This is a genomic window from Thalassolituus sp. (genome assembly GCF_984348125.1).
In genome coordinates, this window is sequence record NZ_CFHJLR010000007.1 from 84,384 (window position 1) to 110,249 (window position 25,866).

Consider the following 25,866-nt stretch of genomic DNA (forward strand, 5'->3'; position numbering starts at 1 on the left):
ACCAGGAGACGTTTCCGATGTTGTTTACCTACGCCGTTCTCAGCGGAGTGATTATTGTGGGCGGATTGCTCACCTGTGCATTACGCCAGTCGAAGGATTCCCGTGGGCGTATTCTCGCCGTTTACCCCATACGAAAACGCTGAGCATAGCTCAGCGTTTTACATTGACGGCCAACAACCTCAAGGTTACGGCATATTTCTTGAGTAAAAGATTTCGAGCATTTCTTTACGCACCTTAGCCTCTACTTCAGCACGCTCTTCGGCGCTCATATTTTTGGAGCGCTCTCCAAACAGATAATTATCCAGCTCAAAATCTTTCAGGATCATCTTTGTGTGGAAAAGATTCTCCTGATACACGTTAACATCAATCATCTCGTAGGCATTACGAGTGTCTTCGGTCATGTAGTTCTGAATCGAGTTGATGTCGTGATCGATGTAATGCTTCACACCGTCCTCGTCACGGGTAAAGCCACGGACGCGGTAGTCAACGGTCACGATGTCCGAATCCAGTGAGTGGATCAGATAGTTCAACGCCTTCAGCGGTGAAATAAGCCCACACGTAGACACATCAATGTCTGCCCGGAAAGTCGAAATACCGCCATGCGGGTGACTTTCAGGATAGGTATGCACGGTGACATGAGACTTATCCAGGTGAGCGACTACGGAGTCACGCAGAGGGCCTGGCTTCTCTTCAACCATATCCTCCGGCGGTGGTACCTCATGCTCAGCAATCAGCATGGTGACACTGGCACCCTCTGGCTCGTAGTCCTGACGCGCAATATTCAGAATATGAGCACCAATAATGTCGACAACTTCCGTCAGAATCTTGGTCAATCGGTCGGCACTATAGAGCTCATCGATGTACTCAATGTACTCAAGACGCTCTTTCTCTGTCTTGGTATAGCAGACATCATAGATGTTAAAGCTCAGCGTCTTCGTCAGATTGTTAAAGCCATGCAGGCGCAGCTTATTATTCAAATCGGTAACCTCAAATGCCTAGCCAGAATTTATTCAGCTTCGGCGACAGTATAGCTATGAGTAATTTCAACACCGCCTTGTTCCAGCATAATGGAAGCAGAACAGTATTTTTCGGCGGACAGCTTCACTGCCCGCTCCACAGCCGATTCCTTCAGGCTTCTCCCCGTCACAGTGAAGTGGACGTGGATTTTAGTAAATACAGCAGGAACGGCATCTGCGCGCTCAGCGTCGATATCGGCAACACAGTCCGTCACATCCAGACGCTGCTTACGCAGAATGCTCATAACATCAAAACTCGTGCAACCACCCAGCCCCAGCAGCAACATCTCCATCGGACGCACACCAAGGTTACGGCCGCCGTGATCTTCAGGCCCATCCATCACCACCGAGTGACCGCTGCCTGACTCCCCGAGAAACATAGCGTTATCGACCCATTTAACCCGCGTTTTCATCTGCGTTCACTCCGGCTGGTAAAAACGCGGAGCTTAACACAGACGGGCCAGACCGATAATATGACAGCGAGAAAAATCAATAAAAGCCTGAAAAACAAAGGCAAACGGCATAAATGGCCCCAATGCCGGGTTCAACTCACGCCGGCGATGCGTAATAATCAAAAGAGATTCGATTAAGGACAATAACAAATGATCATCCCTCGTATTCCATCAATGCACGCGCCGCTGGAGCACTTCCTGACGCACTGTCATAAGAAGCGCTATCCGGCCCGGACCACCATCATCCATGCAGGTGAAGAAAGCGACACCCTGTACTACCTGATGAAAGGGTCTGTGAGCGTCACCATTGAGGACGACGAAGGCCGTGAGATGATCATGGCTTATCTCAACGAAGGCGACTTCTTCGGAGAAATGGGCCTGTTCGACGACGAAAACAGCCCACGAACCGCCTGTGTCCGCGCCAAAACCCCCTGCGAAGTCGCTGAAATTTCATATGCCCGCTTCCGTGAACTGGCAGACTCCGATACTGAACTCGTATTCCGTATCTTCCGCCAGATGGCCGAGCGCCTGACCCGTACCACGCGCAAAGCTGGCGACCTCGCCTTCCTCGACGTGACAGGTCGTGTCGCAGGCACCCTACTGGATCTTTGCAAACAGCCAGACGCTATGACACACCCAGACGGCATGCAGATCAAAATTACCCGTCAGGAAATCGGTCGCATCGTTGGTTGTTCCCGCGAGATGGCGGGGCGCGTACTGAAGTCCCTTGAGGAACAGGGGCTGATCAGTGTGTCTGGTAAAACCATTGTGGTGTTTGGTACTCGCTGAGTACCGCAGCTGCTGAAAGCGCCCGGTTTTGACCGGGCGTTTTTGTATGTGAGGTTTATAGCTGCCTTCGGCAGAGAGGTTCTTTTGGCTGCCGCCGGGTTCCATTGCCCTTGTTAGCAGTAGCTGCCTTCGGCAGAGAGGCGCTTTTGGCTGCCGCCAGGTTCCTATGCCCTTGTTGGGGGATTGCATCCCCCGGGCGGGCGGCCCATCCCCCTGCTTTCGCGCTTTCTGGGCCGTGAATCCGATATTTACTGGCTTTTCCGGCAACCGGCTCCGGCGGGCATCCATGCCCGTATGGAGCCTCGTTCGGCATCCCGCCTCACGTTGCCTGCAAAGCTGGCGTAAATCCCGGCGACCCCAGAGGCGCATTTGAATCCGCGAAACCGTGCTCTTCTCATGGTGCGCAATACCCCCCCCTACCGTAGGGTGGGTACTACCCACCAAAAGGCCTACATAAATATTATTCAACCTCGCCGCGAAGCGCTGATGAAGCCCGGCTTGTGATGACCCCGCAGGATCGCAGATAACGATGGGTGCTAACCGGCAGGACGCCGGTTAAGCCTGCCCGCGGCCATGGATGGCCGCTGCAGGCGTGCCCCAATCGGTATCAAGAGACAAGGATTAGGGCATCGCGCCGGAAAAGGGGATCGGAAGGGGCCTGCCCCTTGCAGAAAAAACAAAGGCCCGGCGGCAGCCAAAAAAGCCTGTCCACCGAAGATGGCTATAAACTCTGAGGACCGAAAGAGACTTGCCCCTTGCAGAAAAAACAAAGGCCCGGCGGCAGCCAAAGAAGTCCACCCACCGAAGGTGGCTATAAACCGACCGTCAGGTCAGAAAAACAGCTTGGCGAGCTCCTCGCCCGGATCATCCGCCCGCATAAAGGCTTCACCAACCAGAAACGCATGAACATCCCGCTCACGCATGGCAGCAACGTCTTCTGGCCCAAGAATACCGCTCTCAGTAACCAGCAGGCGATCAGATGGTACTTTGTCCAGCAGACCGAAGGTTGTTTCAAGCGTCAGGTCGAAGGTGTGCAGGTTACGGTTGTTGATACCAACCAGAGGGGTCTGCATGTTCAGTGCCGTTTCCAGCTCTTCGCCGTCGTGAACTTCAACCAGTACATCCATACCCAGTTCGTGGGCAATGCCTTCAAGGTCCTGAAGCTGCATTTTGCTCAGAGCAGAAACGATCAACAGCACGCAATCGGCATTAATCGCGCGAGCTTCGTAGATCTGGTAAGGGTCAACGAGAAAGTCTTTACGGATCACCGGCAAGCTGCAGGCTTTGCGTGCCGCCTTCAGGAAGTCTTCGTGGCCCTGAAAATAATCGCGGTCAGTCAGTACAGACAAACACGCAGCGCCGGCTTTCTCGTAGGATTCTGCGATTTCCTGCGGAATAAAGTTTTCGCGCAGTACGCCTTTCGATGGCGATGCTTTCTTGATCTCGGCGATCACTGCTGGCAGGCCAGCGTCGACTTTCGCCTTCATTGAGCGGTAAAAACCACGCAGTGCGTCTTTGTCCATATCGAGTGCCTGAGCTTTGAGCTCATTCAATGGAAGGTTCGCACTGCGCTGAGCCACTTCTACGGCTTTGGTATCGATGATTTTTTTCAGAATGGTCGGAGTATTCATAGCAATTCTTTCGTGCCGCTCAGCGGTCGTTGTCTTCCGCCAGCAGTCCGGAGAAGCTGACCAGTTCATTGAGTTTGCCCAGCGCAAGGCCAGAACAAATAGCATCATCTGCCATGGCGACGCCCTCTTTCAGGCTTGTCGCAAGACCAGCCACGTAGATCGCGGCGCCTGCATTTAATGCGAGCATATCTGCAGCACGTTGGCCCTCGGCTGTTTCACGCTTTCCTAAGGCATCCTTGATTAAGGTCAGAGACGCCTCAGCACTTTCAACGTCCAGTCCTTTTAATGGCTGAGACTCAATACCGAGCTCATCGGGAGTAATAACAAACTCACGCAACTCGCCATTCTTTAATTCACAGGCGTATGTCTCAGTGGCCAGACTGATTTCATCAAGTCCGTCTTTTGAGTGCACGACTAATACATGGCCACCGCCCATTCTCTGTAATACTTCGGCAACAGGGCGCACAAGCGCCTGTGAGAAAACACCAATGACCTGATTCGCAACACCCGCTGGGTTGGTCATTGGCCCAAGGATATTAAAAATGGTACGCATGCCCAGCGACTTTCTTGGGCCGATGGCGTGCTTCATTGCACTGTGGTGTGATGGCGCAAACATGAAGCCAACACCGAGCTCATCAATGCAACGCGCAACCTGCTCTGCAGTAAGCGTCAGGTTGACGCCTGCGGCTTCAAGCAGATCCGCACTGCCGGATTTTGAAGAAACCCCGCGGTTACCGTGTTTTGCAACTGTGCCACCAGCCGCCGCGACAACAAACGATGACGCCGTTGATACGTTAAAAAGGTTCGCACCATCACCGCCGGTACCCACGATATCAACCGCATTTTCAGCCTTAACAGAAACGCCCGTAGCCAGTTCGCGCATGACGGTAACAGCACCCACGATTTCATCGATACTTTCGCTTTTCATACGCAGCGCAACCAGAAAAGCACCGATCTGAGCATCGTCACACTGACCCGTCATAATCTGACGCATGACGTCGATCATTTCGTTAGTAGCCAGGTCCTGACGCTCAACAACGCGAGCCAGTGCCTCTTTAATTTCCATGAGTTTCTCCTGTCAGTCGCGGTTAAGCGTCGTTTTTAAAAAGTTATCTAATAATTCGTGCCCATGCTCCGTCAGAATAGATTCCGGATGAAACTGAACACCTTCGACGGCCAGCTCTTTATGTCGAACCCCCATAATTTCTTCCATACTGCCGTCAGGATTCTGAGTCCATGCAGTTATTTCCAGGCAGTCCGGAAGATTCTGTTTATCTATCACCAGAGAATGGTAGCGGGTCGCTTTATAAGGGTTGGGTAACCCTGAAAAAACACCCTGACCCGCATGATAAACATCAGAGGTTTTGCCGTGCATAACTTGCCCGGCACGAATGATGTCACCGCCATAAACCTGGCCGATGCTCTGGTGCCCGAGGCAAATACCCAGCACTGGAATTTTTCCGGCAAAATAGCGGATCGCTTCCATAGATATGCCCGCTTCATTCGGCGTGCAGGGCCCCGGTGAAATAACCAGGCGCTCGGGTTTCAGCGCTTCGATTTCTTCGACGGTAATTTCATCATTGCGGAATACCTTTACTTCGGCTCCGAGTTCAGTGAAATACTGGACTACGTTGTAGGTAAAGGAGTCATAATTATCGATCATTACCAGCATGCTATTTCTCCTTTACTGATCCAGCCCTGCAGCCGCCATTGCGACTGCACGGAATACGGCACGGCCTTTGTTCATCGTCTCTTTCCATTCAAGTCGCGGCACAGAATCAGCAACAACACCGGCGCCAGCCTGAATGTTAAGGGTACCGTCTTTAATCACAGCCGTGCGGATAGCAATAGCGGTATCCATGTTGCCATTCCAGCTCAGATAGCCCACTGCTCCGCCGTAAACACCGCGTTTGGTGGATTCGAATTCATCGATGATTTCCATTGCACGAATTTTCGGAGCACCGCTCAAGGTACCGGCAGGATGGGCTGCCCGTAACACATCCATTGCCGTAATGCCGTCTTTTACTTTACCAGTCACATTAGACACGATGTGCATGACATGACTGTAACGCTCAACGACCATCTGATCAGTGACTTTCACCTGACCGGATTTTGCAATTCGGCCCACATCATTGCGGCCTAAATCGATCAGCATCAGGTGTTCGGCAATTTCTTTCGGGTCAGCAAGAAGCTCATCTTCGAAGGCCTTGTCTTCTTCCTCGGTATAACCCCGCTTGCGCGTGCCAGCGATCGGGCGCACGGTCACTTCACCATCTTCAAGTCGGGCGAGAATTTCTGGTGAAGATCCCACTACATGAAAATCACCAAGGTTCAGGCAATACATATATGGCGATGGATTTAACGTACGCAGAGCCCGGTATACATCAACAGGGTTACCGTCAAAAGGAATGCGCATGCGCTGAGAAATCACGCACTGCATGATGTCGCCAGACAGTACGTATTCTTTAATCTGATCGACGGCATCCATGAATTTCTGCTCACCAAAACACGAGCGAAAATCCTCTTCGGTAATTTCCGTTGCCGTACGAAGCTGACCAACTTCGCCCTGATAAGGCGCACGCAGAGTTTCGCGCAGTTCACCCAGGCGCTGTTCGGCTTTTTCGAAAGCCTGCTCCACAGACGGGTCGGCCATCACAATCAGGTGCAGTTTGCCGCTGAGGTTGTCGAAAACGACGACCTCTTCGGAGACCATCAGGAGTATGTCCGGCGTACCGATTTCATCTTCAGGACAACTGTCTTTCAGTCGCGGTTCGATATAGCGGATCGTGTCGTAGCCAAAGTACCCCACCAGACCACCGTCAAACTTCGGCAGGCCTTCCAGATCTGGCACCCGGAAGCGCCCCTGAAATTCCTCGATGAATGCCAGAGGATCATTAACCTCCTGCTCTTCAATGATTTCGCCATCCCGCAGGTGCTGCACGGTGTAACCACTTACCCGGATGACTTCACGGGCTGGGAGGCCGATCATGGAGTAACGCCCCCATTTCTCGCCGCCCTGCACCGACTCGAATAAGTAGGTATATGGCTGATCAGCCAGCTTGAGATAAGTAGACAGAGGAGTATCAAGATCAGCCAGTACCTGGCGTGCGACCGGAATACGGTTATAGCCCTGTTCAGCCAGAGCAGCAAAAGATTGCGGAGTCATATAAAACCTTCAGATTGTTAAGCGCGTAAAAATAAAAGACGTAAGAAGTTCTGGCGCTTAACACCATCGACGGGTCAGGTGCTGACCCTGTTGTTGTGGGCGGCTGTATTGGAAGAACACCGCTTGCTCCGGAGAATAATTGAGAGATACGGCTGAATATAACGGCTGGTCGCCGCAGGAGCAAGACCTCTCCTGAATTTGCGTACTATGAAACGGTCTCACGCCAATCCAGTACCGGCCAGCTACGCTCCTGTGCGACATCGGCAAGAATTTGAGTCGGATTCAGAACCACCGGAAACCCGACCTGCTCAAGCAATGGCAGGTCAGCATGGCTGTCAGAATAGAAGGCTGCCTGATCCAGGCCATAGCCCGAACCACTCAAAAAACGTCGCGCCATATCTACTTTGCCAATCCCGTAACACAAGGGTTTCTGCAGCCCCTTGATCTGAGTTTCGGCGACATCCAGACGATTGCTGATGACATCTCCAATGCCCAGCTCGCGGCCGTAAGCCTCTGCGACAACCTCATCAGCGCCGGTGATCATCACGATCCGGGTTCCCTGACGTTGATAGGCAAATAACAGAGAGGCCGCCTGCGGGTAAATATGAAGCTGGCCGCGCTCATTGAAGAAACGTTCGACAGACGACTGGTAATCGGCAAGGGTCATTCCGCGGGTGCGGGTTCGGTAGTAATTGGACAAGCGGGTATGTGTGACGCGCCCTTTCTTATAGGCGCGGTACAATGACAACAATGCCTGAACGCCTTCCACCATGGCCCAGCGATCACGACGGAAACGCCAGCGAATCCACAAGCTGTTGGCGTCTTTATTTATCAGACTGTCATCAAGGTCAAAGAATACGACCGGGACATCATAAACCTTCATTCCGTCCTCCTCTGACCTACAGACTACCATACGCCCGGGATGACCATAGTGTCCCGATTGTAAAGGTACAAACACAATCAGACTGCTGAAATGTGACAAATTACATTTTGCCACGTTTCCAGGATTGACCTGAATCACCACAGGCGTAGTGTAAATAGTCCATCCTTAATCAAGACGGCGCAGTAAAGCGCGTCTCGCCACTGTGAAAAGGAGCGACTATGAAAGGTTTGGAAATTTCTTTCCGTGATATCGAACACTCTGACGCTATTGAGTACCAGATCCGCGAAAAAGCCAGCAAACTGGCCTCCCGCTACGATGAAATAACAGGAATCCGAGCCGTTGTTGGCTTACCCCACAACCACAGCCACAAAGGGAACATTGCTCATATCACTCTTGAGGTCGGACTTCCCGGCGAAACCGTTGCTATCACCCACGACCATCACGATAAATCAGAGCATGAAAATATGTACGTTGCTCTGCGTGACGCGTTCGATAAAGCACAGCGAAAGATAGGTAAAATTCACAATAAGCGCATCGACAGCAAGCGCAGAATGCACTGACCGACAGAGTTGAAAACGACAGTGCAAATAAAAAGGGGCCATCAGGCCCCTTTTTTCTATCTGATCTTATTCAACCAGAGATTCAAACTACAGCTTGCCGCTGAGAAGCACCTGCAATAAGCCAGGACGGGAAAGATCAGCATACAGTGACGCCAATTCTTCCGGGCTTTCGTTAAAGTCTTCACGAATCCAGCGAACAATGACCGCAAATGACGCGCCAGCCAGATAATCAATCACATAGTGAATGCGACTGTTGCTGGCAATGTTGAGCTTGTGGGCTTCGATGTAGCGCTCAATCGTGCGCCCGACATAGGTCTTAAACTCATTTAACAGGATCGCTTCAACATCTTCGGCCACCAGTAACTTAGCCACGTCAGAATGCAACTGCCATTGACGGAACATCAGTACCGCAATCTCAGGATCGACGTTAGGTGACCGGGTGAGAATTGGGTCAATCTGCTCGGCAAACTCCAGGAACATCTGCTCGATGTAATAACGCAGCAGATCATCCTTCGACCGGAAGTGCAGATAGAATGTCGGACGGGCCACGCCTGAGTGCTCACAAATGTTCGCTACCGATAGCTTTGAGTATGGTTTCTCTGCCATCAGTTTGAGTAGTGTATTAACCAACAGGCGGCGAGATCGTTCTACCCGTTTATCCAGTTCCTTCGCAGCGGCCACAGCGCCCCCTACAGATTGATGAGTTTTTCTTATAAATATACAGATTGGCGCAAGTGTACATGAACTTATCATCAGGAAGAAGATGGCCTGACACTTCGGGCACAAAAAAACCGCCCGGAGGCGGTTTCTTTACGCTCATACTGACAATGTCAGTATCAGGCAGTCTCGAACATCTCGTCGTCCAGACCGTACAGTGACTCAGAGCCACCCTTAACGGTTGCTGACAAACCAATGTATCGAGGCAGCAGACGCTTAACGTAGAAACGTGCAGTCTCCACTTTCGCCTTGTAGAAGCTGTCATCCTGCTTAGGCAGAGCAACAACCGCCATCTTCGCCCACATATAAGCGTACGCCGCGTAGCCAAATACGTGCAGGTACTCAACAGACGCCGCACCGATCTCGTTCGGGTTGCTCTGAGCCTGATCGATAACCCACTGAGTCAGATCAGACAGATTCTCCATCGCTGCCTTCAGAGGCTCGATGAACTCAGCCGCAGCTTCGTTACCCGCCTGTGACGCGACAAAGTCGTTAACGTCCTGCTCAAATACTTTGTACAGAGAGCCGTTGGTACCAACAATCTTACGGCCCATCAAGTCGAGCGCCTGAATCCCGTTTGTGCCTTCGTAGATCTGAGTGATGCGCAGGTCACGAACGTGCTGTTCCTGGCCCCACTCACGGATGAAGCCGTGACCACCAAAGATCTGCTGACCCGCGATCGCGCTTTCCAGAGCTACGTCAGTCATGAATGCTTTCGCAACCGGCGTCAGCAGAGCAACCATCTGCTCAGCGTGCTTCGCCTGATCTGCGTTGTCGCTGTACTTAGAAGTATCCAGCCACGCACCTACGTAGGTAGAGAACGCACGACCAGCTTCGTTGAACGCACGCATAGTCATCAGCATACGACGTACATCAGGGTGTACGATGATTGGGTCAGCTGCTTTGTCTTTCGCGACTGCACCAGTTGGCGCACGGCTCTGGATACGGTCACGAGCATAAGCAACAGCGTTCTGGTAAGAGTTCTCGGCAACGCCCAGCCCCTGGATACCCACACCCAGACGCTCATAGTTCATCATGGTGAACATGCACGCCAGACCTTTGTTTTCTTCGCCTACGAGCCAGCCTTTTGCACCGTCGTAGTTCATTACACAGGTCGCCGAACCTTTGATACCCATCTTGTGCTCGATCGAACCACAAGAAGCTGCATTGCGCTCACCCAGAGAACCGTCTTCGTTCACCAGGAATTTAGGTACCAGGAACAGAGAAATACCCTTAGGGCCAGCTGGTGCATCCGGCAGTTTCGCCAGTACCAGGTGGATGATGTTCTCTGCCATGTCATGCTCGCCCCAAGTGATAAAGATCTTGGTGCCAGTAATATCGTAAGAACCGTCAGCGTTTGGCTCAGCTTTGGTACGGATGATACCCAGGTCAGTACCCGCGTGAGGTTCGGTCAGGTCCATCGCGCCAGACCATACGCCCGAGTACATGTTCGGCAGGTACTTTTCTTTCAGTTCCTGTGAACCGTGAGCATTCAGAGACAGACACGCACCAGCGGTCAGCATAGGCGCCAGACCGAACGCCATGTTCGAGCCCTGAACCATCTCTTCAACCTGAGCAACCAGAGTTTTAGGCATGCCCATACCGCCAAAGTCAGGGTTACCACCCAGACCGTTCAGTCCCGCTTCAACGTAGGTCTGGTATGCATCTTTGAAGCCCGGAGCGGCAGTCACTTCACCGTTTTCCCACGTAGATGAATTCTCATCGCCGTCACGGTTGATAGGTGCGAGTACCTGGCTGGCGATCTTGCCGCACTCTTCCAGGATGGCTTCAGCGGTTTCCATATCCACCGCGCCTTGCAGACCGGCCAGAGACGACCACAACTTATCTGCTTCAAATACTTCATTCAGAACAAAGCGCATATCGCGTAACGGAGCTTTATATTCTGGCATGACTCACCTCATTTAAATTGGTACAGAACGCACATCCGGAGCGTTCAGAAATTCGATCAAAATAGCTTTGTATATAACGCAGAAAAACCGCGCCGTGGCGCGGTTCTTCTTAGTCAGACACATCAGAACGCGAAGTGTTCGGCGTCCAGATCCATCATGCTGTCAGCACCGGCCAGCATGGCAGCGGCGTGACCTTTAGCGCGTGGCAGTACACGTGCGAAGTAGAACTTAGCAGTCTGAATCTTCGCTTTGTAGAAGTCTTCTTCACTGGTGCCAGCCGCCAGAGCGTCCTGAGCAACCTTAGCCATACGAGCCCACAGGAATGCCAGAGTCGCGTAGCCAGAGTACATCAGGTAATCAACCGATGCAGCACCCACTTCTTCGCGGTTCTTCATAGCGGTCATACCGATCTTCATGGTCAGGTCGCCCCACTCTTTGTTCACTTCAGCCAGAGGCGCTGCGAACTGAGCCATCTGTTCGTCACCTTCAACAGACTGACAGAACTTGTGAACGATCTTAGTGAAGTTACGCAGAGACGCACCCTGAGTCATCAGTACTTTACGGCCCAGCAGGTCGAGCGCCTGAATGCCAGTAGTACCTTCATAGATACAAGCGATCTTAGTATCACGTACCAGCTGCTCCATACCCCACTCAGCGATGAAGCCGTGACCACCGAATACCTGAACACCCAGGTTAGTCGCTTCGTAGCCAGCTTCAGTCAGGAAAGCTTTCGCAATTGGAGTCAGGAAGCCCAGCAGCTCGTCTGCAGCTTTACGCTCTTCTTCGCTTTCCGCTTTCTTAACGATGTCGTTCTGCTGTGCCGCCAGATAAACCAGCGCACGACCACCTTCTGCGAAACACTTCTGAGTCAGCAGCATGCGACGTACGTCTGGGTGAACGATGATTGGGTCAGCTGCTTTCTCAGGCGCTTTAGCACCAGTCAGAGAACGCATAGCCAGACGATCTTTCGCGTACGCCAGTGCGCCCTGGAAAGACGCTTCAGCCGCAGATGCACCCTGCAGAGCAGTACCGATACGGGCAGTGTTCATGAAGGTGAACATGCAGTTCAGACCTTTGTTCTCAGGTCCGATCAGCCAGCCTTTAGCACCGTCGAAGTTCATCACACAGGTCGCGTTGCCGTGGATACCCATTTTGTGTTCGATAGAACCACATACAACACCGTTGCGCTCGCCCGGAGTACCATCTTCGTTTGGCAGGAACTTAGGAACGATGAACAGAGAGATACCCTTGGTACCTTCTGGAGCGCCTGGGAGACGAGCCAGTACAATGTGTACGATGTTCTCTGCCATGTCGTGTTCGCCAGCAGAGATAAAGATTTTAGAACCAGTGATGGCGTAAGAGCCGTCAGCGTTTGCTTCCGCTTTGGTCTTCAGGATACCGAGGTCAGAACCACAGTGTGATTCGGTCAGACACATGGTACCAGTCCACTCACCTGACACCAGCTTGCTCAGGTAGGTGTGTTTCTGTTCTGGCGTACCGTGCAGGTCCAGAGTGTTCATCGCACCGTGAGACAGACCCGGGTACATGCCCCATGACCAGTTAGATGAACCCACCATCTCAGAGATAACAGTACCCAGAGATTCTGGCAGGCCCTGACCGCCATGGTCTTCTTCGTGCGCCAGTGAAGGCCAGCCGCCTTCAACGTACTTAGCGTAAGCTTCTTTAAAGCCAGTTGGCGTGGTTACGGAGCCGTCATCGTGGCGGGTACAACCTTCGATGTCACCAGTACGATTCAGAGGAGCCAGCTCCTGCTCACAGAATTTTGCACCTTCAGTCAGAATGGCGTCGATCATGTCAGGCGTTGCAACCTCAGCATAAGCTGGGATGTTTGCGTAATGACCTGGCATATCCAGCAGTTCGTTCATTACAAACTGAATGTCACGGAGGGGAGCTTTATACTCTGGCATAGGGATGACCTCGTTGCCGTTATTTGTTAGCGCAGCTAGGCTGCCTGATTATTTTCCCGCAGACCAAAAGCCTGGCAGGACGCAATTTCGATCAGGATATACAATCCAGATTCAAACAAGTGTTTGAAACATACGTTCGCACAATGGAATTGTCAAGCCTGAGAGGGATGCAACATCGGGGATTGATCGCATAGAAATTGAAAAGAAAGGGTTATGACCGATTAAGCCAATCAGGCTTCTTCGTCGAAGAGAGTCCCGGAGGTTGGAAGGCTCGGAGAACTTATGCGCAGCAATGTTTCGTTGATCTGACGAAGTCTGGCGTTGTATTCAGCGAAGCGCTCAGCGACGGAGACGAAACCTTCGTCTTCGTCTTCATCGGAGCCTGACTGAGCCTGTCGCGCCGCTTCGATCTCTGCACGCATATCATCACGTTTCTGATCTCTTAGCTCAGCCTCTGCGCTCAGGTCTTCGCGTTGCTGCTGAGCAATATCGGCCTGAGCTTCGGCCATTTTCTGTGCCGCCATGGCAGCGACCTGACGGTCCTGAGCAGATGGTTCCGCAGGTGCCAGCGCTGCCCGCCGGACACGCGCCATCTTCTCGTAAGTCGCGGAGGGATCTCCCGGCACGTCCGAGACATCAATACTGACTTCCCCCGATACCGCATACCGCTGACCATCCGGGCCTTTCGTAAAGCTGTACGTCGGTGCACTCGCCAGCTGCCCACCAATTGCCTGATGGGCTCTTTCATGGTTCCGAACTTCAATATCCCGGCTCTGTAGTTGCCGTACGAGGTCAGCATCCTCCTGCTGATTACGCATGTCAGCGTCAGGCTGGCGGACGGATGAAGAGGCGCCATCAAGGGTCTTCCCCGCTTCGGGAGCGGCATTTACCGGGGAGTCGGCACCGACGTCTGTCGTTGCATCAGTGCCTATGTTGGTATTTTGGGGGCTTCTCTCAGCCCGCGAAGAATAAGCGGGCTCAGGAGCGGTGAAGAGTACACCTGACGCTATCTGCATATAACGCCCTCAGGGGATTACGCCTGCGTATCGATAAGAGAACCCAGCTGACGGTCGGCTGCCTGCAGTACTTTCGCGTTTGCGTCAGTAGCCTGCTGACCCTGCTTCATGTCTGTCATCGCAGACGCAAGATCTCCGGTCCCCTCAACGGGACGCTCGGTTGTAGTTTCAACGACGGTCTGGGCAGCCTTGGCAACCTGCTCGGTTCCCTGACTGACACCATATGCTGCGGTGGCGAACGTCGAACCTGCTGTTGATCCTATATTCATAACGACCTCTGCTGAACAAATGTTCCTGATCATTATTTAATCAAATCAAAAACAAAAACGCCATCCCGGACAGGATGGCGTTTAGACTGATTTCTTATATAAATCAGTGAGTTTGTGCTGACTGCTGGGAAGCGTCATAAAAAAGATCAGCATTCTGCTCAGGTTGCGCCAATATCTCGTCAAGCTCCTGTGGGGCCTTGGTAACCCGATGTTCTGAGTTGATTCCCAGTTTACGGAACAGATCCTGGTCCTTGTTAGCAGCCGGGTTAGGAGTCGTCAGTAAGCACTCACCATAGAAAATGGAATTAGCCCCGGCAAAGAAGCACATTGCCTGCATTTCTTCCGACATTTCCTCTCGCCCAGCACTCAGACGAACATGAGACGCTGGCATCATAATGCGGGCTGCTGCAATGGTGCGGATGAAATCCAGAGGATCAAGATCGCCCTGAGTCTCAAGCGGCGTGCCCGCCACTTTCACCAACTGGTTAATCGGTACTGAATCGGGATGTACCGGAAGATTAGCCAACTGAGCCAGAAGACCCGCACGGTCTTTATGGGACTCGCCCATCCCCAGAATGCCACCGGAGCATACTTTCATGCCGGCGTTGCGTACATTGGCCAGAGTATTCAGGCGATCTGAATACGTGCGCGTCGTGATAATTTCACCATAAAACTCAGGCGACGTATCAAGATTGTGGTTGTAGTAATCAAGGCCCGCTTCAGCGAGGGCATCCGCCTTCTTATCATCCAGCATGCCGAGCGTCATGCAGGTTTCGAGGCCCAACTCTTTCACGCCCTTAACCATCGCGAGTACGTAAGGCATATCTTTGTCGCGCGGCGAACGCCACGCAGCGCCCATACAAAAACGATCCGAACCCGCAGCCTTAGCCGCCTTGGCCTTCTCAATAACCGCCTCAACTTCCATCAGGCGTTCACGCTCCAGCCCGGTGTCGTAGCGGGCACTCTGAGGGCAGTACGCACAATCTTCCGGGCATGCACCCGTCTTAATCGACAATAAAGTACTTACCTGTACGGCGTTCGGGTCATGATACTCACGGTGCACGGTCTGAGCCTGAAAAAGCAGATCGTTAAACGGCGTGTTCAGTAGCTGCTCGACTTCTTCAACAGTCCAGTCGTGGCGAACAGTGCTCATCATGGTACCCTCAGTTTGGTGTCAGTATCACGGATGATAAAGATGAGGCATAACTGGTCAACCCTGATGAAAATCCGGGGTAACCTCAGTACGTTTTTTGATCAACTCTTCGAGTGTGAGCTCTGCCTTGAGCCCGATGGCAGCAGTACAGGAATCTGCGAGGAGTGCCTGAACCGCTTACCCTACATGGGACTTGCCTGCCCGCAGTGCAGCGAAAGTGTTTCGACGGAGGGGTTGTGCGGTCGCTGCCAGCGAACGCCACCAGCGTACGACTACAGCTATTGCTCTCTCAGTTACGAACACCCGCTTCCTCACTGGCTGCATCGCTGTAAGGACAAACGCGATACCAGGCAAATCAGCCGGATGCAGACGCTCATGCTGATGGCACGTCCTGCCTTAGATGACCAGCCTGAAAACTACCCAGATATGGTTACCTGCATACCCACCAGCCACCGACGACGACTCTGGCGCGGTTTTAACCTGAGTGAAGAATTGGCCCGCGCAGTCGCCCATGATCTCGGCCTGCCATTCCATCGTCTTCTGAAGAAAACGAAACACCAAGAGCAACGTGGACGTTCCGCCAGACAGCGAGCCAGTAGTCAAACCGATATGCGCGTAGAAACCAATCTCAACCTTGCTGGCAAACACATTCTTATCGTTGATGATGTCATGACTACCGGCAGCACGCTTCACACCGCTGCAGCACTTCTGAAAGAATCCAATGCGCAGAAGGTCGGCGCCTGGTGTTTTGCCAGAACACCGAAAACCCGATAAACCCAGCTCACCTTCAGGCATAATGTCCACCACACTCATGTTCCGGATTCCGCTATGCACGCCTACGCCGATTTAAGCCACGACCTGGTCATGGACGCAATTGAATCGCTCGGATACCTCTGCGATGCCCGCGTAATGGCATTAAACAGCTATGAAAACCGTGTATTTCAGGTAGGCATTGAAGATGAACAACCTTTAATCGCCAAGTTCTATCGCCCGACTCGCTGGACTGATGAGAGCATCCGTGAGGAGCACCAGTTTCTGCTTTCGCTGGCCACAGAAGATGTGCCCGTCATTGCTCCGATAGAGATAAATAACGAAACTTTATTCACCTATGGCGGTTTCCGTTTTGCACTTTTTCCTCGCCGCGGTGGTCACGCTCCCGAACTGAGTAATGACGACGACCTGGAACTGATTGGGCGCTGGCTTGCTCGCCTGCATAACATTGGTGAGACCACACCGTTTATTCACCGGCCGCATATCAATGGCAGTGAAGATATTTCCGCAGCAGCAGATACCGTACTTGCCAGCGGTTTAATGCCTGAGGATTATCATGCGGCGTACACGTCACTCATCAGAGACATCTGCGCACATACAGATCAGATCAAGCTGTCGAATCATTCACAGATTCGTCTGCATGGTGACATGCACACGGGCAATCTGATTATCCGGGACGAGAACCTCTACCTCGTCGACTTCGATGACTGCGCTCAGGGTCCTGCAATGCAGGATATCTGGATGTTACTCAGTGGCAGCCGAGAGGAACATCGCCAACAAATCATGGTCATAGCAGAAGGCTACAGCATGTTTCGCAGATTTCCTGCAGAGGAACTCCCTCTGATAGAGACCCTGTGTACACGACGAATTGTTCGACATGCCGCCTGGCTGAGCCAGCGCTGGGACGACCCGGCATTTCCGGTGGCATTCCCGTGGTTTGCATCACACCGCTACTGGTCAGAACATTTACTGGCACTGCGTGAGCAACTGTCCGCACTGCAAGAAGAACCACTGGCATTACCTGTATTTTAAAGAGGATGTTATGAAAAAGTACCTGATCGCTACCGCCATTTCTGCCGCAACTATTACGACCGTTTCTGCGGAGGAAAATAACCTGCGTAATGCGCTTTATCTCGGCGGTGCCGTTAATCACAACGTCATTGATTCACCGTTCGGCGGCGACGAGTTGGACGCCAATGGCTACTCGCTGTTTGGGGGGTATAAGTTCGACAACTCGGTTGCCGACCTGATGACAGCAGTTGAGTTTGGATACAGTGACACGGGCGATTTTTACAACAGCAATGGTAACGGTGACGAGGATATCAATGGTGTCTGGGTCGCTGCGGTTGCAGAAAAGTACCTGCCGGAAATTGACCCACGCTTAAGCGTTATTGGTCGCGGTGGCCTGGACCTGGGTGACGACGACGGTATTTTTCTCGGCGCAGGTGCCGGATTTAAAGTAAACGAACAGGTCGGGCTTCGCGCAGAATTTATTAATAAAGATGCATCCTCTGTTTATCAGGTTGGCGCCTTGTTTCATTTCTAAGTTCATTACCTGACTAGTAATCTGATCCTGACTAATGACCTGATTAATAATCTGAGTCAGGATAAATAAAAATGCCCGGCCTGAAATACAACTCAGTGCCGGGCATTTTTATGCATAAAGTGGATTAAAAAAGCTCCCCACCCTAAATGGATGAGGAGCTCTCTTAGATCAGGGAGATAAACCTCCCCATCAGGTTCGCAGTCAGAGTATCAGCGAACACCGCCACGGCGCAGGGCCGCTGGAGTGTAGTCAGAATAAGTACGCTCAAATTCGTACTGGTAACCTGACTCTTCTTCGTTATCCAGACCCAGAGCCAGGTAGCGTCCTGAGTTCAGGTCGTACAGTGTCTCGATGGCATACCAAGGCACTTTACGGTCGAAGTAGAACATGTTGTGTGATTCAGCCACACGCCACAGTTCGCCACGGCCGTCGTAATGATCGATCTCAGTCGCCTGCCAGGTATCTTCATCGATGTAGAAAACACGCTTAGCGTATACATGACGCTGACCATCTTTCAGAGTCGCTGTTACTTTCCACACACGGTGCAGTTCGTAACGAGTCAGATCCTGATTAATGTGACCAGCTTTGACGATGTCGTCATACTTCAGGCTGGTGTCTTTCAGCTGATATGAGTTGTACGGAATGTACACTTCCTGCTTACCTTCTAACTTCCACTCGTAGCGGTCCGGAGAGCCGTTGAACATATCGAAGTTATCTGCAGTACGCAGACCGTCAGACGCGGTACCTGGGCCGTCGTAAGCAACCTGCGGCGCACGACGTACACGACGCTGACCAGCGTTATATACCCATGCCTTACGTGGCTCTTTTACCTGGTCCAGTGTTTCGTGAACCAAAAGAACGTTACCCGCCAGACGCGCTGGAGACAGAACATCCTGCTTAAAGTAAAAGAGAACGTTGTCATCTTTATCCGCCTGGAAATCGACCAGGTTATTACGGAAGGTGAACTCGTCTTTAAAACGAACGACGGTGTAATCACCGTTCACCTGCGGCGTCACCTGACCGATGATACGGCTGACCGAACCACCGCGATATCGCGTAATGTGGTTCCAGATCACTTCAACACCTGTCTGCGGGAATGGGAAAGGCACGCCGAACGTGAAGTTCGCGATACCATTACCGTCATTCAGCAGAGAGGTGTTCACTGCGTTCTTCTTAGTCTCGTCGTAGACGTCCTGAGGGTAAGCCGCTGAACGCACAGTTTTGTACACGGGCATACGGTAGGTATCAGGATACTTCTCGAACATCGCTTTCTGACCGTCGGTCAGATTTGCGGCGTAGTCTTTGTAGTTCTCTGCGGTGATCACGAACTCCGGCTTGTCTCCCGCAAATGGGTTACCAAGACGACCATTCTTATCAACGCTGGCTGCGTCTGTTGCCAGACCGCCCGTCCATGCAGGGATATTACCCTGAGCTTCTTTCACTGCGCCCACTGGAGTCAGTTCTGTACCCAGCTTGGCAGCCTGATCAGCGCTCACACCTGCGTGTGCAGAACCCACCAGCATGGAGAGGGCCGCAGCCGCTCCCCAGGTTTTAAATTGTTTCTTCAACATATTCGGAACCTCTGTGTAACTTGTTCAACTGCTCAGAATGAATATTTAGCAGAAAGACTGATGTTGTCGCGGTCTTTCAACTGGTTATATTTGCCACCCGAGAAGTTAGTGTATGACACGTCTACGGATGTCTGGTTCAGATACAGGAATGACACACCCAGACCTACGGTCAGACGATCATCAATAAACTGAGAACCTGGCTCTGGACCGTAACCCTTGTCGTAAGCAATCGACAGGTTAGGCGTCATATTTACACCCGCGAAGGCGTTGTTGTACGTCAGGCCAGAGCGCAGACGGATACCACCTGACAGCTTGGTGGTGTAACCATCGTCGGTACAGTAGTCCGAGTTCACGTTTGCTGACGTGCCACCAAAGATACAATAGTTAGTATCACCGCCAGGTTCATAGACCCCATCGTTGTTACCAATACCGTAGGCACCTGAGCGGCCATAACGGGCATCATCAGTGTCCGGAAGATCCGGGATGTAGGTCGCGCCGACTTCACCAACGAGCGCCAGACGGTCTGCACCTAACACACGATCAAAGAACATGATGTAGGTTGACTGTGCCTGCCAGATATCAAACTCGTCGTAGCCCTTACCAACTTCACCGTACAGGTCAGCAGCATTACCTGCTTCTTCAGCACGTTGCTGATACAGGCGACTCCACGGAGCACCGTTACCCGCCAGAATCAGCTCAAATGCGTTCCACTGAACTGGCATATCTGGCTTATAACTGATCTCACCCGAGATAGATGCACCACTTGCGGTACTACGCGCAAACGAGACACCCGCAATTTTGATGTCTTCTGGATAAGCGATCTGATACAGCGGACGATACGTGTTATATGAAGCATCTTCATTCACTTCCATATCCGGCGTACCGGTCAGAACACCAAGGCGGTCCTGGTTCGTGATAACACCGTTGATGTATGGAAGGCGGCTATGAATGTTCATGTAGTAGAAACCGAATTCGGTATCACCCAGCGCTTCTGAATACCAACGAACAGCCATACCGTACTGACCACTGTCGCTCGGTTCTTCATCTTCGATCCGCTCTGTTACTGGTGCCACGCGGTTTGCCAGCGGCACACCCGTGTCCACTTCCAGATCGCGCAACGCGAGGATATCGCGTTCATCAGCCGTACCACCCAGAATAACCGGGCCACAACCGTCGGCTACGAAATCAACCGTTGAGAAGAATGTACCGCACGGGTCACTGCGTGTGTGATCCCACTCCAACTGATAGAAAGCTTCCAGAGTGATCTCACCCGTCAGGCCAATCGAGGTATAGAACATGTTGACCGGAAGAAGTCCCTCTTTCAGCTCGGCACCCGGCTTACGGAATGCGGAGGCATCCACTGGGTTAACGCTGTTGATGCCACCCTGAATGAAGGTACTTTCACCCCAGCTAAGAACCTGACGACCAAGACGGAAGGTCACAGGCACGTAGTTGATGTCATAGTCTGCCCAGACAAAAGCATCCAAAAGTTCAGCACCACGACCGGCGGCGTTTTCAGTTTCTTCGTTCAACTGTTTGAACTCAGTGTCCTGATCCATAATCGCGTGATCATAGTAAGCACGGGCACGGAAGAAACCACCGTAGTTGCGGTAGCTCATTTCGAGATCGCCGCTCCACTTGAAGACATTTGTATAAATGTCTCCCTGATCGTAGTTAAGCGTACCGTCGTCGTAGTTGTACGATGCACCGGAGGTGTTCTCTCCAATCGCATTCCCATTACCTGGCATAATCTGAGAGCGGTCACGCTCATCAACACGCCAGCCAATACCATAGGACACTGTGTTTGCCAGCTGAATATTTAACTCGCCAACGTTGTACTCAATTGCTTGAGCTGACGTGACTGCTCCCGCCATGGCCAGAGCCAGCGGAGTCTTTTTAAACATCTGATAAATTGCTTTATTCATGATTTTTATTCTCCGCAACTCAATTACCGGTGCTTTCAAGGACAGCCGTATTTTCAATGATCAGACCTTGCTGATCACCCGCAAGACCAGATAGTTTGGTCGCGCCATAAGGGTCAAAGAAAGATCCGATCTGTTGATAGATCTCAGCAAATACCGCCTGAGGGTCTGCCGAAGAGAAAGTCGCGTGTGTACCTTGAGCAACACGTACATTCGCCCTAACGATTGCGTCGTTAGTAGTGCTTGGGTAGTAGTACTGAGGATCAGGACTGATCACACTTCCGGTTTCCGCCTCTTCCTTCGTAATAAGAGTGTCGATACCCATCTCAGCTACCAGAGGATCTGTACCAGCCAGGAAGGATACTGAGGTTGCAAGCGTCGCTGTTTCTGCATTATTCGGCACAACCTGATCCGACGGTTCATCAGCATCACCCGTTACACCTACGTCTTCATAAACAAGCACTGGCACATCTGCAGTACCGGCAGCGAAGTTAATCGGATCAGCTGAGTCCAGCATGGCCTGGAAAACCCCAAAGAAGCTTTCGATGCTGTCCGAACCCTGCTCAACACCACTAGCTGCCAGACCAGCAATGATACGTGGACCAATCTGAGCACTGTTTTCCAGCAACTTCACGACACCACCACCTGGATTACCCAGAGCAGCCGCTTTGATCTGCGGAATGTTTGAGTTGTACGCACGAACGCTAGTGTCGTTAGCAACAGACAGGAAGGTCGCACCGACAATACCGCCCAGAGAGTGACCTACGAAGTACACATTGGCAGGATCAAGATCATCCGCTGTACCATCTGAGTTCACATCCATATCGTCAATGGATGCGGCAACATTCAGCATGTCCAGCACCGTCTGACGAATTGCATCGCGGGTACGCGCAAATTCGTTCAGGTTGATATACAGGTCACCGGATTCACCGACCGAGGCTGCAGTCACTGGGTTACCCTGAGCGTCCAGAGCACCCTGGAAAACCATGCTTACATTACTCTGATCGGCGGCCTTACCTACGTTATTGTGACGCTCAGCCAGAGCAGCGAGGCCAGGAACGTTTTCAGCGCCAACCGCCTGGATAACACCTGCACGTGCTGCAGCAAATGGGCTATTGGTGGCGGCATCAGATGCAGCAACCTGCTCGACGTTAAACAGACGCAGGCTGTTCGCCTCACCGTCGTTCAGTGGAGCAATACCGTGCATTACGTGGTCAATCGCGATGGTAGCGATACATGCCGAAGCCAGAGCGTTACCCACCAGAAGACCTGCAGTACGGTCAACGGTAATGCCGTGCTGATAGATAACTACTGGCCAGCCATCAGCAGGCTTACCAGAAGCCGGCCCCGGACCATCAGGATCACAGGAAGCATCTGGTATCATAGCCAATACAGGGACAGTCACATCGCCCTGTTTGTCTGCGTACGGGAAACGCCAGGTAACGTTGATGCTACCGTCGGCGTCGGCAGGAGCACTTTCGAGCCCAAGTGCCAGGGCAGCATTGTTGCTACCAGACCAGCTACCAAGGTCCGCATCCGCTGTACCTGCTTCAGGAAGAGGCAGGAAGTTAGGTATCGTCAGACCACCCTGAAGAATCGAGCCGCCAGATGAAATTGCTGACACCTGACCTGCGACAATAGCGTCAACAGTTGACTCATCTGCGTCCGGGTTCGCTTCTTCAACGCCCGGGCGCAGTGCCACTGTAAGGAAAGCATCGTAAGAGATCTCTACCGCTGTAGAACCATCCGCCGTAATCGGCGTATAAGTACGGGACGCAGGCTTATCAACAATCGTATCTACGCCTGCTCCGCTACCATCAGCGATCGTAGTAATCAGGCCCTGATAGTAGTTTGGAGAGAAAGTCTCGCTGGCTTTAAGAGCATCACGAGTATTACTGTCTACAGGAATAACCGTCATGCCCGCCTGGGTATTAATGGCAGTTGCCACGCCCTGTGCAATCGTCAGGAGTGTTCCCTCAGCTATTGCTTCAGCTGTTGTTTGATCTGCACCATCTTTAATCTCTTTAGCAATTACAGACGCAGAGATAGTCGCCTCAGCAGCGGCAATACTTGTAATCTGAGTAGTCAGGAAGGTCGCCGGAGCAGCCATCGCATGCAGCACGTCCGTGGTACCAGTCGTTGTGAACGCGTAACTAAGGATGATGTTATCCTGGGTCACCTGGCCAGAGGTCGCGCCATTCAGGAAAGCACCTGCCAGAGATTCCCATGCCTGAACCGCGTCACGAACTGGCTGCAAACTAGGCGCAGGCAGCTCCAGATCGCTTGTAACCAGGTCGTATTCAGCAGACGGACCAACATCTACCCCGCTTGCTGACTCAAGTGCATCAGTCAGAACCACCAGATACTTAGTTTTTGGATCAAGAGGCGTTTTAGGGAGAATCTGAATCGCTGGCGTAGAGCCACCATCCATTGTAATGAACCGTGCTTCGTAATCGGTACCAGCCACCGGCTGATCTGCTGCAAACGGGTTATCACCTTCGTTTTCAACAATAGTACTGATGTCCAGTGGATCAATCGCAGCGTTATCTTCACTGTTTTTCAGTTTCACCAGCAGGACAGTCTGTCCCGCGGCAACAGTGTCTGCATCCAGCTCGGCATTGAACTTAACGTAAATGGCAGCAGAAGTGGAAAAGCCATCAAGTTTGTTCAGTGCGGTAGTTACTGGTGGAGTTGTATCACTGGTATTCGCTGTGCCATCGGTCTCAGCGGCATCCGCGAACAGAAAATCGTTAGCCAGAGGAAGGTTCGCGCCACCCGCAGAGAAAATAGGAGAAACACGCGATACCTCCGACCCCGGAGAACCGGCAGTCACTGCCCCGGTATCAACTTTATAATCACCGCCAGTCTTACAGCCCGCAAGACCTGCGGCTGTGGCTGCGATGGCCAGACTGAGTAAAGTCTTCTTCACCATACATGTACCTGTAATGTGTTGTTATGGTTATTCAAATGCGCTGGTACACACATCCCTTGCGGATATCAGCAATCACCTGACTATAATCCCGTCGACTCATACCCTCATCACTCGAAAGTATGATTCGCCTCCTTAAACCGGGGCATTTTGTATCTGATCGTAATCAACCATAGTCCAGATCGGCCAACCTACCAAACCGGGGGATAGGATTTACGCACCCCTTTGTCATAGAATAGGCGCCCTTTTAAACCAACCCTCATTCCCGAACAGGAGATCCCTATGTCGTCCAATCAGGATTCCGTTGTAATTGTTGCTGGTGCCCGTACCCCAATGGGCGGCTTTATGGGCAGCCTCAGTTCAGTCTCTGCACCCGAGCTTGGTGCTATCGCAATTGAAGAAGCAGTGAAGCGCTCTGGCCTGCAACCAGCTGATGTTCAGGAAGTTATCATGGGTAACGTACTGTCTGCTGGTCTGCGTCAGGGTCCTGCACGTCAGGCGATGCGCAAGGCAGGTCTGCCGGATAACACTGGCGCAACCACCATCAACAAACTTTGTGGCTCTGGCATGAAAGCCACCATGATGGCTCATGATGCAATCAAAGCCGGTTCTGTTGATATCGCGGTATCCGGCGGCATGGAGTCCATGTCAAAAGCCCCTTACATCCTGGAAAACGCACGCGGTGGCTATCGCATGGGCCACGGCGATCAGGCCAAAGACCACATGTTCTTCGATGGTCTTGAAGATGCAGAGACTGGCAAACTGATGGGTGCTTTCGCTCAGGACATGTCAGATAAGAAGGAATACACCCGCGAGCAGATGGACGAATACGCGATCCGCTCTCTGAACCGTGCTAAAGACGCGATTGAGAAAGGTCTGAACACCGCTGAAATCGTACCGGTAACTGTAAAGAGCCGCCGTGGTGAGACTGTTGTAGAACAGGACGAGCAACCATTCAACGCCAACATCGAGAAGATCCCGTCGCTACGCCCTGCGTTTGCTAAAGACGGTACTATCACAGCTGCTAACGCTTCATCTATCTCTGATGGCGCTTCGGCACTGGTACTGGCTCGCGAATCCGTTGCCGCCGAAAAAGGTCTGACGCCGGTTGCTCGTATCGTGGCGCACAGCACTCACTCTCAGCACCCTTCTGAGTTCACGGCCGCTCCATGTGGCGCCATTGAGACCCTGCTGGCAAAAACCGGCTGGAGCAAAGACGACGTTGACCTTTGGGAAATCAACGAAGCTTTCGCTATGGTCGCTATGATGCCAATCGACGCATTTGGTCTGGATGCTGAGAAAGTAAACATCTACGGCGGTGCCTGCGCACAGGGCCACCCGGTTGGCTCTACTGGCTCACGTCTGATCGTGACCCTGATGAACGCCCTGAAAAACACTGGCGGCAAGAAAGGTATTGCTGCTCTGTGTATCGGTGGTGGTGAAGCAGTTGCTGTTGCGATCGAAATGATCTGATAACAAGCACGTATCGAAAAAGCCGGCATCCTGCCGGCTTTTTTATTGCCCGTTAAAACAGAGCATTTCGCGAAGGTTTTTAACACCGCTATGACAACGCACGTAGCTCCATAACTGAGCCGTCGGCGAAGAAGTCATAGCGAGGCAAGCATCGGTCAAAGAAA

23 protein-coding genes are annotated in these 25,866 nt (G+C 52.2%); 7 read left to right on the top strand and 16 right to left on the bottom strand.

Annotation, left to right across the window (positions count from 1 at the left end; translation table 11 throughout):
- The first annotated feature begins 17 nt into the window (after window positions 1-17).
- Window positions 18-143, top strand: coding sequence for a hypothetical protein (locus AC5E51_RS07055; protein ID WP_273092020.1), 126 nt, complete (start codon window positions 18-20; stop codon window positions 141-143).
- Window positions 144-185: 42 nt separating this feature from the next.
- Here AC5E51_RS07055 and speD read toward each other — a convergent pair whose 3' ends face one another.
- Together speD and AC5E51_RS07065 are read right to left on the bottom strand one after the other, a co-directional pair.
- Window positions 186-977 (bottom strand): adenosylmethionine decarboxylase, encoded by a 792-nt coding sequence (speD, locus tag AC5E51_RS07060; RefSeq protein ID WP_068439016.1) that lies wholly within the window; start codon window positions 975-977, stop codon window positions 186-188.
- Window positions 978-1,006: 29 nt separating this feature from the next.
- Window positions 1,007-1,429, bottom strand: a complete 423-nt coding sequence (locus AC5E51_RS07065; protein ID WP_068439018.1) for an OsmC family protein — start codon at window positions 1,427-1,429, stop codon at window positions 1,007-1,009.
- Between the two features lie 189 nt (window positions 1,430-1,618).
- Here AC5E51_RS07065 and crp point away from each other — a divergent pair, with 189 nt between their 5' ends.
- Window positions 1,619-2,257: a cAMP-activated global transcriptional regulator CRP gene (gene crp, locus AC5E51_RS07070; protein WP_068439019.1), complete on the top strand. Its 639-nt coding sequence runs from the start codon at window positions 1,619-1,621 to the stop codon at window positions 2,255-2,257.
- Between the two features lie 830 nt (window positions 2,258-3,087).
- Here crp and trpC read toward each other — a convergent pair.
- The 5 genes from trpC to AC5E51_RS07095 all read right to left on the bottom strand — a co-directional run bounded on the left by trpC (window position 3,088) and on the right by AC5E51_RS07095 (window position 7,937).
- Window positions 3,088-3,888 carry an indole-3-glycerol phosphate synthase TrpC gene (gene trpC / locus AC5E51_RS07075; protein ID WP_273091911.1) on the bottom strand — a complete coding sequence of 267 codons (801 nt, stop codon included), beginning with the start codon at window positions 3,886-3,888 and terminating at the stop codon, window positions 3,088-3,090.
- A 19-nt stretch (window positions 3,889-3,907) separates the two neighbouring features.
- Window positions 3,908-4,954, bottom strand: a complete 1,047-nt coding sequence (gene trpD / locus AC5E51_RS07080; RefSeq protein ID WP_068439263.1) for an anthranilate phosphoribosyltransferase — start codon at window positions 4,952-4,954, stop codon at window positions 3,908-3,910.
- Between the two features lie 12 nt (window positions 4,955-4,966).
- Window positions 4,967-5,560 carry an aminodeoxychorismate/anthranilate synthase component II gene (locus tag AC5E51_RS07085; RefSeq protein WP_076515397.1) on the bottom strand — a complete coding sequence of 198 codons (594 nt, stop codon included), beginning with the start codon at window positions 5,558-5,560 and terminating at the stop codon, window positions 4,967-4,969.
- Window positions 5,561-5,572: 12 nt separating this feature from the next.
- Window positions 5,573-7,054, bottom strand: coding sequence for an anthranilate synthase component I (gene trpE, locus AC5E51_RS07090; RefSeq protein ID WP_297531210.1), 1,482 nt, complete (start codon window positions 7,052-7,054; stop codon window positions 5,573-5,575).
- A gap of 205 nt (window positions 7,055-7,259) precedes the next feature.
- Entirely contained in the window at window positions 7,260-7,937 is a 678-nt protein-coding gene (locus tag AC5E51_RS07095; protein ID WP_068439257.1) for an HAD family hydrolase, read from the bottom strand.
- 218 nt (window positions 7,938-8,155) lie between these two features.
- Here AC5E51_RS07095 and AC5E51_RS07100 point away from each other — a divergent pair, with 218 nt between their 5' ends.
- Window positions 8,156-8,497 (top strand): HPF/RaiA family ribosome-associated protein, encoded by a 342-nt coding sequence (locus tag AC5E51_RS07100; RefSeq protein ID WP_491778371.1) that lies wholly within the window; start codon window positions 8,156-8,158, stop codon window positions 8,495-8,497.
- 87 nt (window positions 8,498-8,584) lie between these two features.
- Here the strand turns inward: AC5E51_RS07100 and AC5E51_RS07105 are convergent, their stop codons facing one another.
- From AC5E51_RS07105 to bioB, 6 genes are all read right to left on the bottom strand, one after another.
- A complete protein-coding gene (locus AC5E51_RS07105; RefSeq protein ID WP_297531205.1) occupies window positions 8,585-9,178 on the bottom strand; it encodes a TetR/AcrR family transcriptional regulator in 594 nt (197 codons plus the stop codon).
- Between the two features lie 155 nt (window positions 9,179-9,333).
- Complete coding sequence (locus tag AC5E51_RS07110; protein WP_491778372.1) at window positions 9,334-11,124, bottom strand: acyl-CoA dehydrogenase C-terminal domain-containing protein; 1,791 nt, start codon at window positions 11,122-11,124, stop codon at window positions 9,334-9,336.
- A 122-nt stretch (window positions 11,125-11,246) separates the two neighbouring features.
- Window positions 11,247-13,052, bottom strand: coding sequence for an acyl-CoA dehydrogenase C-terminal domain-containing protein (locus tag AC5E51_RS07115; RefSeq protein WP_491778373.1), 1,806 nt, complete (start codon window positions 13,050-13,052; stop codon window positions 11,247-11,249).
- Between the two features lie 230 nt (window positions 13,053-13,282).
- Window positions 13,283-14,068, bottom strand: coding sequence for a putative metalloprotease CJM1_0395 family protein (locus AC5E51_RS07120; RefSeq protein WP_068439162.1), 786 nt, complete (start codon window positions 14,066-14,068; stop codon window positions 13,283-13,285).
- A gap of 17 nt (window positions 14,069-14,085) precedes the next feature.
- Window positions 14,086-14,337, bottom strand: coding sequence for a flagellar basal body rod C-terminal domain-containing protein (locus AC5E51_RS07125; protein WP_068439164.1), 252 nt, complete (start codon window positions 14,335-14,337; stop codon window positions 14,086-14,088).
- 103 nt (window positions 14,338-14,440) lie between these two features.
- The gene (bioB, locus tag AC5E51_RS07130; protein ID WP_139325806.1) at window positions 14,441-15,493 is read right to left on the bottom strand and encodes a biotin synthase BioB; all 1,053 of its coding nucleotides are present in this window, start codon (window positions 15,491-15,493) and stop codon (window positions 14,441-14,443) included.
- 39 nt (window positions 15,494-15,532) lie between these two features.
- On the opposite strand from bioB, the gene AC5E51_RS07135 reads away from it, so the two are divergent.
- From AC5E51_RS07135 to AC5E51_RS07145, 3 genes are read left to right on the top strand one after another with little or no spacing between them, the layout of a single operon-like run.
- Window positions 15,533-16,264 carry a ComFC family protein gene (locus AC5E51_RS07135; protein WP_297531196.1) on the top strand — a complete coding sequence of 244 codons (732 nt, stop codon included), beginning with the start codon at window positions 15,533-15,535 and terminating at the stop codon, window positions 16,262-16,264.
- A 54-nt stretch (window positions 16,265-16,318) separates the two neighbouring features.
- Window positions 16,319-17,293: a serine/threonine protein kinase gene (locus AC5E51_RS07140; RefSeq protein ID WP_297531194.1), complete on the top strand. Its 975-nt coding sequence runs from the start codon at window positions 16,319-16,321 to the stop codon at window positions 17,291-17,293.
- A 10-nt stretch (window positions 17,294-17,303) separates the two neighbouring features.
- Window positions 17,304-17,807 carry an outer membrane beta-barrel protein gene (locus tag AC5E51_RS07145; protein WP_076515418.1) on the top strand — a complete coding sequence of 168 codons (504 nt, stop codon included), beginning with the start codon at window positions 17,304-17,306 and terminating at the stop codon, window positions 17,805-17,807.
- Between the two features lie 209 nt (window positions 17,808-18,016).
- Here the strand turns inward: AC5E51_RS07145 and AC5E51_RS07150 are convergent, their stop codons facing one another.
- The 3 genes from AC5E51_RS07150 to AC5E51_RS07160 are packed head-to-tail and all read right to left on the bottom strand — an operon-like array spanning window position 18,017 to window position 24,232.
- A complete protein-coding gene (locus AC5E51_RS07150; protein WP_297531191.1) occupies window positions 18,017-19,378 on the bottom strand; it encodes a DUF1329 domain-containing protein in 1,362 nt (453 codons plus the stop codon).
- 32 nt (window positions 19,379-19,410) lie between these two features.
- Window positions 19,411-21,303: a DUF1302 domain-containing protein gene (locus tag AC5E51_RS07155; protein WP_297531189.1), complete on the bottom strand. Its 1,893-nt coding sequence runs from the start codon at window positions 21,301-21,303 to the stop codon at window positions 19,411-19,413.
- 19 nt (window positions 21,304-21,322) lie between these two features.
- Window positions 21,323-24,232, bottom strand: a complete 2,910-nt coding sequence (locus AC5E51_RS07160) for a hypothetical protein (RefSeq protein ID WP_301181636.1) — start codon at window positions 24,230-24,232, stop codon at window positions 21,323-21,325.
- A gap of 279 nt (window positions 24,233-24,511) precedes the next feature.
- Here AC5E51_RS07160 and AC5E51_RS07165 point away from each other — a divergent pair, with 279 nt between their 5' ends.
- Entirely contained in the window at window positions 24,512-25,702 is a 1,191-nt protein-coding gene (locus tag AC5E51_RS07165) for a thiolase family protein (RefSeq protein WP_491226806.1), read from the top strand.
- Window positions 25,703-25,866 lie beyond the last annotated feature (164 nt).